The 18822-nt window shown below is 63.5% G+C and carries 12 protein-coding genes; 3 read left to right on the top strand and 9 right to left on the bottom strand.

The features are described from left to right. On the top strand, nucleotides 1–7410 hold a 7410-nt coding region (locus ACXJL8_RS10825), incomplete at its 5' end, for a VCBS domain-containing protein (RefSeq protein ID WP_456684979.1). 431 nt (nucleotides 7411–7841) lie between these two features. On the opposite strand, the gene ACXJL8_RS10820 is transcribed toward ACXJL8_RS10825, so the two are convergent. The 6 genes from ACXJL8_RS10820 to ACXJL8_RS10795 all read right to left on the bottom strand — a co-directional run bounded on the left by ACXJL8_RS10820 (nucleotide 7842) and on the right by ACXJL8_RS10795 (nucleotide 16002). Then, nucleotides 7842–8843, bottom strand: a complete 1002-nt coding sequence (locus ACXJL8_RS10820; RefSeq protein ID WP_456619814.1) for an MFS transporter — start codon at nucleotides 8841–8843, stop codon at nucleotides 7842–7844. A 427-nt stretch (nucleotides 8844–9270) separates the two neighbouring features. After that, complete coding sequence (locus ACXJL8_RS10815) at nucleotides 9271–9477, bottom strand: hypothetical protein (RefSeq protein WP_456619815.1); 207 nt, start codon at nucleotides 9475–9477, stop codon at nucleotides 9271–9273. Between the two features lie 315 nt (nucleotides 9478–9792). Further along, entirely contained in the window at nucleotides 9793–12942 is a 3150-nt protein-coding gene (locus tag ACXJL8_RS10810; protein ID WP_456684978.1) for an efflux RND transporter permease subunit, read from the bottom strand. Next, nucleotides 12939–14021, bottom strand: a complete 1083-nt coding sequence (locus tag ACXJL8_RS10805; RefSeq protein WP_456619817.1) for an efflux RND transporter periplasmic adaptor subunit — start codon at nucleotides 14019–14021, stop codon at nucleotides 12939–12941. Before ACXJL8_RS10805 ends, ACXJL8_RS10810 begins: the two co-directional genes overlap by 4 nt. Further along, nucleotides 14018–15145 (bottom strand): efflux RND transporter periplasmic adaptor subunit, encoded by a 1128-nt coding sequence (locus tag ACXJL8_RS10800; RefSeq protein WP_456619818.1) that lies wholly within the window; start codon nucleotides 15143–15145, stop codon nucleotides 14018–14020. Before ACXJL8_RS10800 ends, ACXJL8_RS10805 begins: the two co-directional genes overlap by 4 nt. Then, nucleotides 15142–16002 (bottom strand): sensor histidine kinase, encoded by an 861-nt coding sequence (locus ACXJL8_RS10795; RefSeq protein ID WP_456619937.1) that lies wholly within the window; start codon nucleotides 16000–16002, stop codon nucleotides 15142–15144. The genes ACXJL8_RS10800 and ACXJL8_RS10795 overlap by 4 nt, the downstream gene beginning before the upstream one ends. A gap of 213 nt (nucleotides 16003–16215) precedes the next feature. Here ACXJL8_RS10795 and ACXJL8_RS10790 point away from each other — a divergent pair, with 213 nt between their 5' ends. Next, complete coding sequence (locus ACXJL8_RS10790) at nucleotides 16216–16878, top strand: TetR/AcrR family transcriptional regulator (protein ID WP_129272913.1); 663 nt, start codon at nucleotides 16216–16218, stop codon at nucleotides 16876–16878. Between the two features lie 18 nt (nucleotides 16879–16896). On the opposite strand, the gene ACXJL8_RS10785 is transcribed toward ACXJL8_RS10790, so the two are convergent. Genes ACXJL8_RS10785 through ACXJL8_RS10775 form a run of 3 tightly spaced genes read right to left on the bottom strand, consistent with a single transcriptional unit; the run spans nucleotide 16897 to nucleotide 18315 of the window. Further along, on the bottom strand, nucleotides 16897–17571 hold the full coding sequence (locus ACXJL8_RS10785) for a TetR/AcrR family transcriptional regulator (RefSeq protein ID WP_456619819.1): 675 nt from the start codon (nucleotides 17569–17571) through the stop codon (nucleotides 16897–16899). 8 nt (nucleotides 17572–17579) lie between these two features. Next, nucleotides 17580–18017, bottom strand: coding sequence for a hypothetical protein (locus ACXJL8_RS10780; RefSeq protein ID WP_456684977.1), 438 nt, complete (start codon nucleotides 18015–18017; stop codon nucleotides 17580–17582). 4 nt (nucleotides 18018–18021) lie between these two features. Then, entirely contained in the window at nucleotides 18022–18315 is a 294-nt protein-coding gene (locus ACXJL8_RS10775) for a hypothetical protein (protein WP_456619821.1), read from the bottom strand. 175 nt (nucleotides 18316–18490) lie between these two features. Between ACXJL8_RS10775 and ACXJL8_RS10770 the strand changes: the two genes are divergently transcribed. Then, nucleotides 18491–18697 (top strand): hypothetical protein, encoded by a 207-nt coding sequence (locus tag ACXJL8_RS10770; RefSeq protein WP_456619822.1) that lies wholly within the window; start codon nucleotides 18491–18493, stop codon nucleotides 18695–18697. Nucleotides 18698–18822 lie beyond the last annotated feature (125 nt).

Below are 18822 nucleotides of genomic sequence, written 5' to 3'. Positions count from 1 at the left end.
ACCGGCCAGGTCACCTTCTCCGACGTCGACACCAGCGACACCCACACACTCTCGGTCAGCGTCGCCGCCGCCCACGGCACCGCCACCGTCGATCCCGACGGCACCTGGCATTACACCGTGCTCGACAGCGGCGCCGTCGATGCGCTCGCCGCCGGCGAGCATCTCGCCGACAGTTTTACGGTCCAGGTCGACGACCACCATGGCGGCCTCGCCACCCAGGTCGTGTCGATCGACATCACCGGCACCAATGACGCCCCGGTCATCACCTCGGCGGCACAGTCCGGCAATGTGTCGGAAGGCGACGACCTCCCGGCCGCAGCCCAGACCACCACCGGCCAGGTCACCTTCTCCGACGTCGACACCAGCGACACCCACACACTCTCGGTCAGCGTCGCCGCCGCCCACGGCACCGCCACCGTCGACCCCGACGGCACCTGGCATTACACCGTGCTCGACAGCGGCGCCGTCGACGCGCTCGCCGCCGGCGAGCACCTCGCCGACAGTTTTACCGTCCAGGTCGACGACCACCATGGCGGCCTCGCCACCCAGCAGGTCGTGATCGACATCACCGGCACCAACGACGCTCCGGTCGCGGTGGCCGACACCAACGCGGGCAGCGAGGACACCACCATCACCGGCACCGTCGCGAGCAATGACAGCGACGTCGATGACGGGGCCAGCCTGAGCTACAGCCTCGATGCGGCAGTCGCCGGTCTGACGCTGAACCCGGACGGCAGCTACAGCTTCGATGCGTCGAATGCGGCCTACCAGCATCTGGCCGAGGGCGCCACCACCGATGTGGTGGCGAACTACACCGTCACCGACGAGCACGGCGCGACCTCGAACGCGACGCTGACSATCACCCTGACCGGCACCAACGACACGCCGGTCGCGGTGGCCGACRCCAATGCCGGCACCGAGGACAGCACCATCACCGGCACCGTCGCAAGCAATGACAGCGACGTCGATGACGGCGCSRCGCTGAGCTACAGCCTCGATGCSGCGGTGGCCGGCCTGACGCTSAACCCGGACGGCAGCTACAGCTTTGATGCGTCGAATGCCGCCTACCAGCATCTGGCGCAGGGCGCCACCACCGACGTGGTGGCGAACTACACCGTCACCGACGAGCATGGCGCCAGCGCCGCCGCGACGCTGACCATCACCCTGACCGGCACCAACGACACGCCGGTCGCGGTGGCCGACGCCAATAGCGGTCTGGAAGACAGCACCATCACCGGCACGGTCGCGACCAATGACAGCGACGTCGATGACGGCGCGATCCTGACCTATGCGCAGACCAGCGCGGTGGCCGGCCTGACGCTGAACCCGGACGGCAGCTATAGCTTCGATGCGTCGAATGCGGCCTACCAGCATCTGGCGCAGGGCGCCACCACGGACGTGGTGGCGAACTACACCGTCACCGACGAGCATGGCGCCAGCGCCGCCGCGACGCTGACCATCACCCTGACCGGCACCAACGACGCCCCGGTCGCGGTGGCCGACGCCAATAGCGGTCTGGAAGATGCCACCATCACCGGCACGGTCGCGACCAATGACAGCGACATCGATGACGGCGCGATCCTGACCTATGCGCAGACCAGCGCGGTGGCCGGCCTGACGCTGAACCCGGACGGCAGCTACAGCTTCGACGCCGCCAACGCCGCCTACCAGCATTTGGCCGAGGGCGCCACCACCGACGTGGTAGCGAACTACACGGTCACCGACGAGCATGGCGCGACGGCGAGTTCGACGCTGACGATCACGCTGACCGGCACCAACGACACGCCGGTCGCGGTCGCCGACACCAATGCCGGCACCGAGGACAGCACCATCGCCGGCACCGTCGCGAGTAACGACAGCGACATTGATGACGGGGCCAGCCTGACCTATGCGCAGACCAGCGCGGTCGCCGGGCTGACGATCAACCCGGACGGCAGCTACAGCTTCGATGCGTCGAATGCGTCCTACCAACACCTGGGCCAAGGCGCCACCACCGACGTGGTGGCGARCTACACCGTCACCGACGAGCATGGCGCGAGCGCCGCCGCGACGCTGACCATCACCCTGACCGGCACCAACGACGCGCCGGTCGCGGTGGCCGACACCAACGCGGGCAGCGAGGACAGCACCATCACCGGCACCGTCGCGAGCAATGACAGCGACGTCGATGACGGGGCCAGCCTGACCTATGCGCAGACCAGCGCGGTCGCCGGGCTGACGCTGAACCCGGACGGCAGCTACAGCTTTGATGCCGCCAACGCGGCCTACCAGCATCTGGCGCAGGGCGCCACCACCGACGTGGTGGCGAACTACACCGTCAACGACGAACATGGCGCGACGTCGAACGCGACGCTGACGATCACCCTGACCGGCACCAATGACGCGCCGGTCGCGGTGGCCGACGCCAACAGCGGCCTGGAAGACAGCACCATCGCCGGCACCGTCGCGAGCAATGACAGCGACGTCGATGACGGCGCCACGCTGAGCTACAGCCTCGATGCGGCAGTCGCCGGGCTGACGATCAACCCGGACGGCAGCTACAGCTTCGATGCCGCCAACGCGGCCTACCAGCATCTGGCGCAGGGCGCCACCACCGACGTGGTGGCGAGCTACACCGTCACCGACGAGCATGGCGCGACGGCGAACTCGACGCTGACCATCACCCTGACCGGCACCAACGACACCGCCGTGATCGGCGGCGTCGCCACCGGCAGCGTGACCGAAGACGTAAGCCCCGTCGCCGGCAACATCGCAACCAGCGGCGCGCTCACCATCTCCGACGCCGACCAGGGCCAGGCCAATTTCACCACGACAGCCGGCACCGCCGGCAGCCACGGCTACGGCACCTTCACCCTCGATGCCGCCGGCAACTGGACCTACACCGCCGACAATAGCCAGACCGCCATCCAGCAGCTCGGCGCCGGGCAGTCGATCACAGACGCCTTCACCGCCGTCTCCTCCGACGGCTCGGCCAGCCAGATCGTCACCGTCACTATCAACGGCACCAACGATGCTCCGATTGTGGATCTCAATGGTGCGGCAACCGGAAATGACGCTTCCGCTTCGTTCATCGAACAGACCCCGTTGGTGGTCGTGCCTTCGGCGACGATCACTGACATCGATTCGGCCAATCTGACCTCATTGACGGCGACCTTGACGACGCGGCCCGACGGCGACACGGTCGAATCGTTGTCGCTGAACGCGGCCGCAACGGCAGCCGCGGCAGGTCTGACCGTGAGCTATACCCAGGCCACCGGGGTATTGTCGGTTACCGGCTCGGCTTCAAAGGCCACCTACCAGACGATCCTGGACGGCATCGTCTACAACAACACCAGCGACGCGCCGACCACGACACCGCGGACGTTGAACGTGGTGGTCAACGACGGCGCCGATTCCAGCATCTCGCACAGCGTCAGCATCAGCGTTGCCCCCGTAAATGACGCCCCGGTTGTGGACCTCAACGGTGCAGGAGCCGGCAATGACGCCACGGCCGCGTTCACGGAACAGACGCCTCTGGTGATTGCGCCTTCGGCGACCATCACCGATGTCGACTCGGCCAACCTGCAGTCGCTGACGGCCACGCTGACGGCGCGCCCCGATGGCAACACGGTCGAGTCCCTGTCGCTCAATGCCGCAGCGGCGGCGGCCGCCGCCGGTTTGACCGTGAGCTATAGCCAGACGACCGGGGTATTGTCGGTTATCGGCTCGGCTTCCAAGGCCACCTACCAGACGATCCTGGACGGCATCGTCTACAACAACACCAGCGACGCACCGACGACGACCAGCCGGACGGTGAACGTGGTGGTCAATGACGGCGCCGATTCCAGCGTCTCGCACAGCGTCAGCATCAGCGTTGCCCCCGTGAATGACGCCCCGGTTGTGGACCTCAACGGTGCAGGAGCCGGCAACGACGCCACGGCCGCGTTCACCGAACAGACGCCTCTGGCGATTGCGCCGTCGGCGACGATCACTGACGTCGACTCGGCCAATCTGACATCATTGACGGCGACCTTGACGACGCGACCCGATGGCAACACGGTCGAATCGTTGTCGTTGAATGCGGCGGCAACGGCAGCCGCGGCAGGTCTGACCGTGAGCTATAGCCAGGCCACCGGGGTATTATCGGTTAGCGGCTCGGCTTCAAAGGCCACCTATCAAACGATCCTGGACGGCATCGTCTACAACGATACCAGCGATACGCCGACCACGGCATCGCGGACGGTGAACGTGGTGGTCAGTGACGGGACCGACTCCAGCGTCTCGCACAGCGTCAGCATCAGCGTCGCCGCCGTGAACGACGTCCCGGTTGTCGACCTCAACGGTGCAGGAGCCGGCAATGACGCCACGGCCGCGTTCACCGAGCAGACGCCTCTGGTCATTGCGCCGTCGGCGACCATCACCGATGTCGACACGGCCAACCTGCAGTCGCTGACGGCCACGCTGACGGCGCGGCCCGATGGCAACGCGGTCGAGTCACTGTCGCTCAATGCCGCTGCGACGGCCGCGGCGGCCGGTTTGACCGTCACCTACACCGCGGCAACCGGTGTCCTCTCGATCACCGGCTCGGCCTCAAAGGCCACCTACCAGACGATTCTCGACGGCATCGTCTACAACAACACCAGCGACGCGCCGACGACGACCAGCCGGACGGTGAACGTGGTGGTCAATGACGGCACCGACTCCAGCGTCTCGCACAGCGTCACCGTCAGCGTCGCCGCCGTAAACGACGCTCCCGTGGCGGCAAGCGACAGCTATATCCTGGATACCAGCGTCAGTAATACGTTGACTGTGTCAGCGACGGGTGTCCTTGCCAATGACAGCGATCCCGACAGCGCGATCACGGCGGTGAAAGACACAAACCCGACCCACGGAACGGTGACGTTGAACGCAAATGGCTCGTTTACATATACGCGAACTGACACCTCCTTCCTGGGCACGGACAGCTTTACCTACCACGCGACCGACGGCTCCCTGTCCGGCAGTCCGGTGACTGTAACGATTACGCTTGCAGGCAGCGTGAGCGGGCACACGATCAATTTCGCAAACGGCACCGACATTGCGAACTTCGCCGACGCGACTTTCGACTTCAACGCAGCACCGGCACCCGGCAATTGGTCGATATTGATGGGCAACGGCGGCGATACGCTGGTGACAGCGTGGAATCACATCAACGGGACGACCACCTACAACGGTGGAAATGGCACAGACGACATCACCCTGGTTTTCTCCTCCACCCAGCTCGAGCAAATCCTCTCGAATGCAACGTTCGAAAGCGCGTTGCAAAACTACTTTGACGGTTCTCCAACGGGAACGCTCGATCTCCTGGCTTCGAGCTGGCAGGCTAGCGCCACCGGCTTTGAAAACGGAAATCTCGCGGTCGCGCTCAATGGAGGCGGCACGGTGACCTATTCCGCGATCACCGACGACTTGCCTAATCTGCTGGCGGGGTTAACCGGCAATTCCTCGGATAATACTCTGGTCGGAACTTCCAACGGTGAGACCATCTCGGGCAACGACGGCAACGATATCGTGGTGGGTCTCGGCGGCGACGACACCTTGAATGGCGGAAACGGCTCCGATCTGCTTCTCGGGGGTTCTGGAAACGACACGCTCACCGGCGGAGCGGGCATCGACATTCTGTCCGGCGGCATTGGCAACGACACGTTCAGATATACGATTGCTACCGACTCGAACCATGCCGGCTTCGACACGATCACCGATTTTACGTCGGGGTCCGATAAAATTGCGGCCACCTCGGGCTTTGCAATCACATCGATTGGCACATCGTTGGCCACGGCGACGAGCTCGGTTGGGGCGCATACGTTTGCCTGGTTCGTCGATACCGCCAACAACCAGACGATCGTCTATGGCAACGCCACGAATGGTRCTCTCGCAGGCGGCAACGCCGGCCTGCTGGAAATACATCTCGCAGGGGTAACGTCATTGACCGCCGCCGACTTTGCGACCGGAGTAGCTCCGGCCGGCATCGCCGGAGAGCAGATCAACCTCGGCCTGACCGATCCATCGTCGGACCCGAACGACCTCATCACGGTCACAATCAGCGGTGTTCCGTTAGGTTGGAGTCTGAACGCCGGGACGAACAACGGCGATGGCACCTGGACGGCGCAAACAAGTGATGTCCGGTCGCTGGCGGTTACCACGCTCACCGACTTCGCGGGCGCGGTTGTCCTGAACGTCGCGGAGACATGGACCGAGGCGGACGGCAGCACGGGGACCAGGCTTGTTTTCGACAATGTCGAAGCCTACGCGGCCGGCTTCCCAATCTTCGCCATTTCGGGGGACGACAACCTGACCGCTTCGAGCGGCAGCGACTTGATCGTTTTCGCCCAACCGATCGGCCACGATACGATCTACAATTTCGACACCGCGCACGACCAGATCGACCTGATCGGCTATGCCGAGTTCACCGGCTTCGGCGACATTCAGGCGCACACGGCCAATGACGGTGACGGCAACGCGGTGATCACACTGGGAGAAGGTCAGTCGATCACGCTGCATGGCGTCGATACGAATTCGCTAACCTCAAGCGACTTCGTATTCGATCAAACACCGGTCATGGAAAATTCAGGCAGCCTGGTGATCGGCGATGGCGCGATGCTGCCGTTGAGCGGCATCATCGACAACACCGGCACGATTGAGTTGAACTCAACCGGAAACGAGGCCGATCTGCAGTTGATCGAGCTTGGCATCACCCTGCTGGGCGGTGGCCATGTTGAATTGACTGACAGCAGCGAGAACGTCATCACCGGAACGGTCGCGGACGTCACGCTCACGAACGTTGACAACACCATCGCCGGCGCGGGACACATCGGGGATGGACTGATGACCCTCGTCAACGAGGGCACCATTATCGCTACCGGCACCAATTCTCTCGACATTGATACCGGGACCAACGCCGTCACCAACTCGGGTACCCTCGAGGCAACCGGCGACGGCGGGCTTGTCATTCACAGCGACGTCTTCAATACGGGTCTGTTGTGGGCCAACGACGGCAACGTCACGATCGACGGCAACGTCAACGGCAGTGGTTCAGCGCTGATCAGTGGGACCGCGACGCTGGCGTTTGCACATGCTTCGGCGGAAAATACCACGTTTGCTGCAGGCGCAACCGGAACCCTCATCCTCGGCGATTCGTTCAATTTCTCGGGGACCGTGTCCGGGATGACCGCAGACGATCATATCGATCTTCTCGACTTCAACTTCGCCAATGCTCCGACGCTGAACTACACCGCCAACGCCGACAACAGCGGCGGGACTCTGAGCATCACCGACGGAGCCCATACCGCCAACATCGCTTTGTTGGGAACGTTTGATCCCACCGGCTTCCAGATCGAGGCAGATAAGACAACGGGAACGTTGGTCAGCTACCACGATTTCCATCTGGCTTAGACGCGGGTCAGTCGCTGTATTGAAGAGAGCACATCCTCCATTGCGCATATCTCGCAGAGAAATGCCCAACTATTCGCGGGGATGCCCGCTTCGCAATGGGATCGAACGGTTACCAACACCGGATCTGGGGCTCACCCAAGCGCGTGGCTCGCAAGGCCGTAGGTTCGGTGCGTGACGTCCCAGGGTGTAGGCGACACGGCCGTCGTCCATCTGCGCGATGGTCGTAGCCCTGCCCGACATCGTCAAGGCTTCCGCCGGACATTCGGTCCCGCATCAAAGCGGTCGCCGAGGCTCACGCGAAGGTACCTAAACGTCGTTCAGCATCGCAGATTCCATTGCTTCCGTCCTGTTGTCATCGGCGCCGGACGACACTGCCGCCGCTTCGGCTGCTCCGCGTGAGCTTGTTGAATAAGCTCCGAGCCTGAGCGCGCTCACGCATGCCGCGATGATCGCGACCGCCGCGCCGAGGAAAAGGCAGATCGAGGGCGCACCGTTCGGACCGAACTCCGCATGATTGCGACGATGGCGGCCCCGAGCGACTGCCCCACCAGCCGCGCCGAACTCAGGCTGCCGCTTGCTGCCCCGCTTCTGGCCGGTGGCGCCGCGCTGATCAGAGCCCAGTTGTTGGGGGACTGGAACAGTCCGAAACCGACGCCGCAGACGGCCATGCTGCAAGCGATGCGGAGCGGTGTCGCTCCTGTCACCAGAATGGCCAGCGAGGCGAGCCCAGCCGCCAGCAACAATAGGCCGCCCGTGCACAACTGCGCGGCCGAGAATTTATCGACGAGATTGCCGGCCACCAGCGCGGTGACAATGACCGCCGCGGGCCACGGCGTGATCAGCAGGCCGATGACGGCGGGGTCATGATAGCCGATATGTTCGATGAAGAACGGCAGAACCAGGATCGCCGACATCTGCGCGATGAACGAGCAGATCGACGTCAGCACTGCCATCCGAAAGAGCGGCAGCCTGATCAGGTCAATTGGGAGGAGCGGCGTCGGCTTCTGTCCCTCGCGCTGCAGATAGGCCCACCAGAACAACACCGTCCCGACGATCAAAGCGGCCAGGAGCCACCAGGGCTGTTCGTGACCGAACCCGTTGAATGTGAACAACAGCAGACCGAACGCAGCCGAATAGAGAAACGCGCCCCCAAGATCGAACGGCCGCGCATAGACCGGTGTTTTAGGGATCGAATAGAGCGCGACCAGAAACGCGATCAGGCCGGTCGGCACGTTAACTGCAAACAGGCCGTGCCAGCCGAAATATTTGATGATCAACGATCCGACTGGCGCGCCGGCCGTAAAGGCCGAGGCTGCCACGAAAGAGTTGATGCCGATGCCCTTGCCGAGTTCGTGCTTCGAGCCGCCTTGCGGAAAGCGAGCGGCTGATGGCGCATCGATATGACGCCGAAGATGCGAAGAGCCCGCTCGCATGGGTCAACGCAACAGTTGCGCGATGGGGCCCGCGCCGAGCTGCGTTGCGCCTTCGTTCGACTTTCCGCCGCCTCTGCCCAGCGGATTGCGCGGATCTGTCCTGTTCCCGCCTCGCCCCACCTGACTTCCGGACGAAAGATTGACTAAGCACCAGTAGCCGCTGACCGCTTGTCGGAATGGCCTCTGCGAGGGGTCGCCAAGCCATTGAAAAGCTTGGTGGGCGCACGAGGGCTCGAACCTGGGACCCGCTGATTAAGAGTCAGCGACGGATAGAGAACAATCAATGACTTACTGGTCGCAGCACTGGGCTTATCCGACTGATAATAGGCATTCGTCGCACGGTCGCAACCTTGCCCGCGCGGCGATACTCCGGAAGGCAGCGGCCAATGTTGCAGGATGAAGCCGGTTCTAAGCACATCGCGATGCGCTAATTGCACACCATAACGCGCCGGTACCGCCTGTAGACGTAGTAGCAGTCACTGCCCGAGGAATAGTCATAGCCCGAGCCGCCATAGGCGTAGCCGGCAGTGGCTCCGGCAGCATAGGCGCCTGCGGCATAGGCGGCGCGATGGCCGTAGCGGCCGTAGTCCCCGAAGCGGTTGTAGGTGACCGATGTGGCGCGAGCCGCGTTCACCACCGCCGGTCCGCCCCGCCCGGCCCCTGCGAGAGCACCGCGCGGTGCAGCTCCAGCACCGAGACGAGGCGCCGGGCCGCCGAGGCCGGCACGCGGCGCACCGCCAGGTCCCATCGGAGGACGAGCCGCGAAGGCCGGAGGACCTCCCGCTGCCAGCGGAGGCGGGCCGGCGGCCGCCATCGGCGGAGGCCCGGCCATCGGGGGCGGCGGAGGGAACTGCGCGAATGCTGCATTGGAAGACAAGGTCATGATTGCGAGTGCTGCGGTAAGCGGCAGAATTGGAAGTATCTTGTGGGACATAGTCTTTTCTCCTGTTTAGATCTGTGTTTCGAGAACTGGCGCGGGCTTGGATACGGAGATCGCCTCCGTGGCTGGCGTGTCGTGCGCAGGCGCGGTGGGCCCGTGCGGGGTTGAGTGATCGCTGTGATGAGGGTGAATGCGGAACCAGGCCACATACAGCGCGGGCAGGAACAGCAGCGTCAGCAGGGTGCCGACGATGATGCCGCCCATCATCGCGTAGGCTATCGGGCCCCAGAAGATCTCGCGCGCGATCGGAATCAGCGCGAGACTCGCCGCGGCCGCCGTCAACAGAATCGGCCGCATGCGATGCTCGGTCGCCTCCACGACGGCATCCCAAGCCGCGCGCCCCTCCTTCCTCAAATCCTCGATCTGCACGATCAGGATCACGGAGTTGCGCACCAGGATGCCGATCAGGGCGAGCACGCCGAGGATGGCCACGAAGCCAAGCGGGGCGCCGCTCGGCAGTAGCGCCATGACCACACCGATGACGGCGAGCGGCGCAACGGCGAACACCAGAAACAAGCGATGAAAGCTCTGCAACTGGATCATCAGGACCGTCGCCATGACGAAGAGCATGAGCGGAACGACGGCCATGATCGGCGCCTGGCTCTTGGCGCTCTCCTCCACGGAGCCGCCGGTCATCACCGAATAGCCGGCCGGCAGCGCTTTGCTGAACTCCGCCACCTTCGTCGCGAGCTGGTCTACGACGGTCTTGGGCTGCACGTTGCCAACGATGCCGGCCTTCAACGTGATGGTGGGGATCCGTGCACGCCGCCAGATCGTCGGCTGCTCGAGCTCGTAACGCAAATTGGCCACGGCCCCGAGCGGCACGGATTGACCGCCGAGTCCGGTCAATTGCAGGTCGCGCAGCGTGTTGATGGAGGCACGTTCCGGCGCGGTTGCACGTCCGGTGACATTGACCAGGTAGATGCTGTCGCGCACCTGGGTGATCGGCGAGCCTTCGAGCACGGAGTTCAAGGTCGTCGCAATGTCCTCCGAGGTCACGCCGAGCTGGCGCGCCTTGTCCTGGAGAACGTCGACCTTGACGACGCGGGCCGGCTCCATCCAGTCGAACACGACATTGCCGAGGTCGGGGTTGCTCCGCACGATGCCGGCAAGCTTCTGCGAGAGGTCTCGCACCTTCGCGATGTCGGGCCCGCTCAAGCGATACTGCACGGGACGCCCCACCGGGGGGCCGACTTCGAGCAGCTTGACGTAGGTGTCGGTCCCGGGGAACGTCTTCTTCAGATAGTCCTCGAACCGTGCCTTGACCTCGTCGCGCGCCTTGATGCCGCCTTTGGTCACGACCACCATCTGGCCAAACCAGGTGTTGGCGGTCTGTACGTCGAAGGACAGGACGAAGCGCGGCGAGCCGGTGCCGACATAGGTCGACCAGTGATCGACCGAATTGTTGCCCTGAAGCTGCTCGCGCTCGAAGCGCGCCATCTGTGCATTGGAGTCCGCGATCGACGCGTTCTGCGGCAAGTTCCAGTCGATCACCAGCTCGGCGCGATCCGATGACGGGAAAAACTGCTGCTGCACGAAATTCATGCCGAACAGCGCCAGCAGAAAGGCTGCAACCGTGACGCCGATGGTGACCCAGCGGTAGTGCATGCAGAAGAGCAAGACACGCGCGAACAACTGCGCTACGCGCCCCTTCTCCGCATGATGACCCTTTATTTTTGCAGGCAGGATGGTGACGCCGAGCAACGGCGTGAACAGCACCGCGACGATCCAGGAGACGATCAGGGAGACCGCGATGACAACGAACAGCGTGAAGGTGAACTCGCCCGCATTGCTGTTATTGAGCCCGATCGGAATGAAGCCGGCCACGGTCACCAGCGTGCCAGTCAGCATAGGAAACGCGGTCGAGGTATAGACATGGGTCGCGGCCTTTTCGAGGGGATCTCCGACCTCGAGCCGCGCCACCATCATTTCGACCGCGATCATGGCGTCATCTACCAGGAGGCCGAGCGCGATGATCAAGGCACCAAGCGAGATTCGCTGAAGCGAAATGCCGGCGTAGGCCATCACGACGAAGGTGATGGCCAGAACCAGCGGAATCGCAATCGCGACGACGAGTCCGGCGCGCATGCCCAGGCTGAGAAAGCTGATGCCGAGGACGATGATCACGGCCTCGAACAGCGCCTCGGTGAAGCCGGACACGGCATGCTCGACCACGATGGGTTGATCGGCGACGAGTTGAACGCCGACGCCGACCGGCAAGTCGGCCGTGATTTTCGACATCTCCTCCTTCAGCGCCTCGCCGAAGTGCAGCAGATTTGCTCCCGACTTCATGCCGATGGCAAGCGCGATCGCCGGCTCGCCATTGTATCTGAACAACGTCCTGGCCGGGTCGGCATAACCGCGCGTGATGGTTGCGACGTCAGTCAGCGGAAAGAAGCGATCGTTGATGCGCAGATTGACTGCCTTCAGGCTTGCCTCAGACGTGAACTGGCCGTTCACCCGCACGCTGATCCGCTCCGGCCCCTCCTGAAAGACGCCGGACGGGGCGACCGCATTCTGCCCCTGCAGAGAATTCATGATGGAGTGGACGTCGAGACCAAGGGCCGCAATCTTGCGGGTGGAGAATTCCAGATAGATCACCTCGTCCTGGGCGCCCAGGATGTCGACCTTGCCGACATCAGGCACGGTCAAGACCTTGGCCCGGACGTCTTCCACTTGATCGCGCAGCTGACGTTGGCTCAAGCCGTCGCTGGTGAACGCATAGATGTTGCCGAACACGTCGCCGAAGCGATCGTTGAAGCCGGGCCCAATCACTCCTTGCGGGAAATCGCCCTTGATATCCGCGATCATGTTGCGGACGCGAACCCATGTCGGCTTGACGTCGGCAGCCTTGGTGGTGTCGCGCAGATAAACGAAGACGGTGGTCTGGCCCGCAACGGTCACGCTCTTGGTGTAATCGAGCGATTCCAGCTCCTCGAGCTTCTTCTCGATCCGGTCGGTGACCTGACGTGTCATCTCTTCAGGCGAGGCGCCCGGCCACTGCGCCTGAATCACCATCGTTTTGATGGTGAAGTCGGGGTCTTCCTGCCGTCCCAGCTGAAGGTAGGCAAAAAGTCCCGCTRCCATAAAGGCAATCATGAAATACCAGACGAGCGAACGATGACTGAGCGCCCAGTCGGAAAGGTTGAACGACTTCATGGCTTCTGATCCTGTTCGATACGGACTTGCTGTCCTGGCTTGAGGCTGTGGATCCCGGCGGTGACGACGCGCGCGCCGGGAGCCAGTCCGCCGGTGACGCGCGCGCCGATTGGGTCAGCGACGACATCGACTTTTTGCAGCGACACCGTGCTGGCGGGTTGATCGACGATCCACACGAAGTTCGCGCCGTCCTTGGCGAGCAGCGCCGAGGCGGGCACGCGCAATATCCGGGCCTGACCCTTGTCAAGTTTCGCGGTGACGGTCGCGCCAAGGCGGAAGCCTTCAGGCGGGTTGTTGAGCGCAATGCGGACCCGCCGCAGGCGCGTTACCGGATCGGCTTGCGGCGCGATCTCGCGAATGCTGCCTTGCACCTGAACGGCGGGCACGAGCTGTAAGCTGACCGTAAACGGCAGGCCGACCTCCAGTGGAACCGGAAAGTCCTGTCCGATATCGACGACGGCTTCGCGAATATCGGGTCTCGCGATTGTCACCACGCTTTGGCCGGGAGATACCACCTGGCCGACTTCCGCGCCGACTGCGGTGACCACACCGGCGAAGTCGGCCTTGATCTGAGAATAGCCGAGCTGCTCGATCGCCTTGGTCAGGCTTGCCTGTTCGTGCGCCACCGTTGCTTCGGCGCCGGCGCGCGCCTGCTCGGCGTTATCCAGCGTCTGCTTTGTGGTCGCGTCGGTGGTGATGAGCGTTCGCTGCCGTTCCTCCGTGGCTCTGACGGTCGCGAACTGGGCCTCGGCTTTGGCAAGCTCCCCTTTGGCCGAGCGAACCGCGAGCTCAAGGGCCGTCTGGTCAATGATGCCGACCGTCTGTCCTTCATTCACGAGATCGCCGACATAGACCGGGCGCGTCGTCAGGCGTCCCAGCACACGGAATCCGAGATTGGTTTTGTAGCGCGGCTCGACAACGCCCACCGCAACTGTATCGTCGGCGTGGTCCGCTTCGAGAAGCACCGATTGGACGGGCCGCGCGGGCTCCGGCGCCTTTGTTTCCTGCTGACATCCGGCAAGTGCGAGTGCGAGTGCGCATGCAAGCGGGGCAGCCACAATCATTGCGCGGTTGGTCATGAGCGGTCTCCTTCATAAGTCACGGGCTGGCCCACGCTCAAAAGTTTGCCGCCGTCGACGATGACGCGCTCGCCCGGCTCGAGACCTGCCTTGATCAATACTTCTCCGGCCTCGTATGCACCGACTGTTACCGGCTTCAGCGAAGCTGTCCGCGTAGCCGGATCGACGGTCCAGACCGCGGGGCTGGTGCCCGCCGCCATCAATGCGCGCCAGGGCAATGCGATTTGCTGCTGGGCCTTTACTTTCACGGATCCCGCGACGGGGCTTCCAAGCGTCATTGCGGCAGGCGGGTCCTTGATGGCCACCTTGACCCGAATGGTTGAACTCTTGGCGTCGACGGCCGGCGAAACCTCCCGAACGTGGCCGCTTGCGGTCACGCCCGCATCGGAGACCAGCGCCAACGAAACGTTGCGGTCGTCGGCATTGCTGAGGAAAATGGACTCATAGACGTCAAAGACGGCGTCCCGCTCCCCATCCTGCGCCAGCGACAATACGGGTTGCGCAGCCTGAACGACTTGACCGGTTTCCAGACTGCGTGCGGTGACGACGCCGTCCGCTTCGGCGCGCAGCGCCGTGTAGCCAAGAACATCCTTTGACGTGCCCAGTTGCGCCCTTGCCGCTTCGAGCGCGCCTTCTGCGGTCCGCAATCCTTCCTGCGCCTGGTCGTAGGCCGTACGCGTGGTGAAGCCGCTGGCGATCAGCGCCTTCTGCCGCTCGAAAGTCGCCTTCGCCACACGCAGCTGGGATTCGGCGGCGAGGACAGCAGCGGTCGCAGCATCGACATCGGCCTCCTGCTCGGCGGGGTCGAGAAGGGCCAGCACTTCGCCGGCCTTGACGTGGGTCCCGACATCGACATAGCGCGCGATCACACGTCCGCTGACACGGAACGAGAGATCGGCGCGAAAGCGGGGCTGCACCTCGCCGGTCAAGGTGATCGAGGCTTGCCGGTCCTTCGGCTGGACGACCTCCGTGCGCACGAACGCGGCATGTGCGGATGGGATATCGGTGCGATCGTTGCAGCCACTGAGCGCGGCTGCAACGAGCGCAAGCGCCAAGCCGGCGAGAGGCCTCAGCAAGCACTCGGTTCGATCGATTTTGGCGGGGTTCGAATAGCGCGGTTTCATAGCGCGTCCATGCGGTGAGAGGGTGACAGCAGCTCGCCCAAAACGTCCGGGCCCTTGCAAAGCGGAGCCTGTTCGTTCGGATGCGCTCGCGACAAGTTTGGATCCGCTTCGATCACGGCCTGGCGTCCGACCTGATCCGAGAGGCCGGAGCCCGAGCCAAGCGTCACGGACGACCTCGCCCTCAGCGGGCGCGGCGACCTGATGCGGCGCGTCGCCATCGACCAGCTCGCCCGTTGTTCCCGCTCGCTCAAGTGAAACGAGAGAACGACGGATGTGAACTCGGCGGCGAAGCCGTGCTCGATCCGTCCCCCGAGCCCCTTGGTAAGGTCACTGCTGATCTGGAGCTCCCGACCCGGGGCCGCCCGCGCCGACCGCGAGCCGTTGTCCAGCACGACGCAGTTCGCCACCGCGCCGATGCGCGCCAGCTTGACTTTGATCTCGCCGGCTCGCCCATCGAAACACGCATGCTTCGCTGCGTTTACGATGAGGCCGTGGACGATCAGGCCAAGGCGCCAGCACCGCTCTGTTTGAAGCGGGAGAGAGTCGGTGGTGAGTGTCAGCCGGATCCCCATCCGATCCAGCAGGGACTGGCGCATGGCGCAGCCCAGTCTGCGAATGTAGGTTGCGGCATCGTTGAGGGCTTCGCCCTGGGGCATTGTAAGCGCCCGATGCAGCTCGGCATGTCCGTGCAACAGCTCGACCACACCGCTTAAGGCGGCCTTGGCTTCCGCCCCATCGGCCCGGAGGACCGCAACCGAGACCAGATCGATCGCCGAGGCGATCCCTTTATCGACCCTGTGATGCAGTTCACGCAGCAGGACGCCAGCTTCTGGGTGGTGCGGGTCCGGGCTCAACATAGTCACTGTGATCTCCTGAAGTGGACCTGATGATCGGGGCCAACGTGCACTTTTGCGGGCCTCGACCATCCGGAAGGCCGTCGCCGGTCCTATGAGGGTCCAAGCGACGGATAAATTAAACTATACCGTATATTTTCTTTTTATTGCCTTTTCTCGCCGGGCATGTCAAGTGCGATCTGCGCGGGCACAGGCTCGTGATTGGGAGACCGACGGATGACGAAGAAAAACGCCCCGAAACGGGGCAGACCGCCCAAAGACCTCGCCGGTGACGTTCAGGTCCGGATCCTTGATGCAGCCCAGCAGCTCTTTCTCGAGAAGGGCTACCGTAGTGCCAGTATCGACGACATCGCCGAGCTGGCGCCGGCGAGCAAGCCAACCATCTATGCTCATTTTCCGGGGAAGGAGGCACTGTTCGCGGCGGTCGTGGCCCGCACCATCAGCGGGCTGACGGATTTCGATGGCTTCGAGCCCGAGGGCCGCAGCCTTCAGGACAAGCTCTCGAGCCTCGGCACCGCCGTCGTCGAGAAGGTCATCGAAGAATCGATGGGCATGGTCCGCGCCACGATCGCCGAAGCGCAGCGCTTCCCCGAGTTGAGCCGCAACGTCCACGATGCCGCGCGCGATCGCTCCGTGAACGCCGTCTCCCAACTCTTGAATGAAACCACGCAGAAGCTCGCGCGCGCGCCAAAAGGTCCCTTCACCGGCAAGCGAAGCCTTGCCACCGCTCAGATCTTCCTGGATCTGATCCTGCTGCCGATGCTGTTTCGCTCGTTGGTGGGAGAAACACCCAAGGAGCTGAGACGGGAGCTGCCCTCCTTCGTGCGCGAGCGGGTTGGCTTTTTCCTTGCGGCCTGCGAGGCAGACTGGACGCCGTGAGCCGGCGATCGCCGCGCGTCAGGTTCGACAGGCGGACTTGTAACGCAAATCGGCCCCGATGCTGGTCACTTGAAACGACGCCGCGTCAACGGACGCGGCGTTGCCGAGCGCTCCCGCGCAAAATCTCATCATCTCGTTGAAGGCCGGCCGAACGGCGGTCGCCTTGATGCGGGACGGATTGAGGTATGCGTCCATCGCATCGAGCAGGCAGCAGGCCAACGCCATCGGGCTCCCGGCTCGAAATTCGCCGCCGGCCTGCCCGGCCGCGATGACCGACTGCACGACACCGCGAAGCCGATCGGCATGGGACAGGCTGGCCGGCCAGTTTGCTTGTCCTGCGGCGACCACCAGTTCGTGCAATCGGACATTGTTTGCCAGCCTATCTTCATGGATCCGGGAGATCGCCCTGAAGACCGCATTCAGCCGCTCCAGGCCCGAGCGCCCGGTTCGCGCTGCACTTGCAGCCGCCGCCGACACCTCCTCGAGCAGCTCGGTCACGACGGCCTCTTCGAGCGCGCTGCGGGAGGCATAAAACCGATAGAGATTTGCAGGCGACATTGACGCGTCGCGAGCGACGTCGGCAACCGTGGTCTTCCGGTACCCGATCTCGCGGTACAGGCGGATTGCAGCCTGCACAATTCGTTCACGAGTGCACGACGATCCAATCTGACGGGGAGTCTCCACCTTCTGCATGGTCGGCCTCAACGCGAATGAATCGTGTGCATTTCACGCCGGCAGGCCTCGCCGAATTCACGCAGCGGATCCATCTCCTCCAGGAAAGCCGGCAGGTCGACGAACGACGTGTTGGGTGCAAGGTAGGTTTCGATGATCAGTCGGCCTGCCCGCTCCGCGGCGTGGACCACCTCATCGTCGGACAGAATCCGCATACGCCCGATAAGCGCATACAAATTCACCAACGCCGGGATCTCGGATTTATCGCTGGTCAGCGCGTCCGCGTACAGCCGGGACGCCTCTTCGATGAAGCATCGATACAGCTTTTCGCGCTTGGAGACCGTCTGGGCATGATGACGCTCACGGACCCTGCGACGACGGGTCACCCATCCCGTCACGATTGTGGAAATGGCTCCGAAGGCCGAGCCCCCGAACGCGGCGAAAGCGGGAGCATAGATCGTGTTCATACGGTCATTCCCCATCTTTTGCGCCGCGATAGCGGTGCGATCCGATGGTTCTCACCGAAGCAGCGGCCGCGGCGTTCTCGAAGACGGCTCTGCAAGCGTCGCTCAGGTCCGACTTTCTTTGCCTGAGACAGGCTTCCACATTGGTGGGGTCAGGGATGTAGCCGGCGCACAGACGAAATGCATCGGGCGCGCATGCCGCCCTCTGCTCTGCTGTGCCGCGGTCCTCCTGGGCGATGGCAACCCCGCCGCCCAACGAAACGAACACCAAGACTGCGAGCATCAGTCGATTCTTGAACATGACGGATCCTTTCTGAAGTTGAGACATCTGCTTTCCGAGCCGGAGTCGCGGTCTTGCGCCCGAGGCCCCGCTGTCGACCAGTACGAACACGCGCTTGTGAGTCTCTGCTCTTGACACGCTGCACGATCCGCGCTGTATATGAACTATACGGTGTAGTTTATTTCGAAGGTCGAAGATGTCAAGCCTGTTCTTTGCGCTCGCACGCGAAAATCCCTGGCCGGGAATAGCCGTCGCGTCGCTCAATCTGGCCGTGGCCATATCGCTCGTGGGCGTGAGCCTGCTGCTGGGTGTCGCGATCTCGGTGCTTGCTTGGGTGCATGCGCTCGCCGATCGCGCGCCGGCACCGATGCGGCATGCGGCCAACCGACGGGTCCGCGCATGACCCCGGCACTACTGCTCGCTCGCGATTGCATCATCTATTGGGTCAACGTCTGGGTCGCGCCAGTCGAATGCGTGTTCGACATGATCGAATCGCAGCTGGTCCGCAGAGGCGTCGCGCTTGAAGGG

The organism is Bradyrhizobium sp. P5_C11_2 (assembly GCF_054049755.1).
This window is presented reverse-complemented; position numbering and strand designations above follow the sequence as displayed.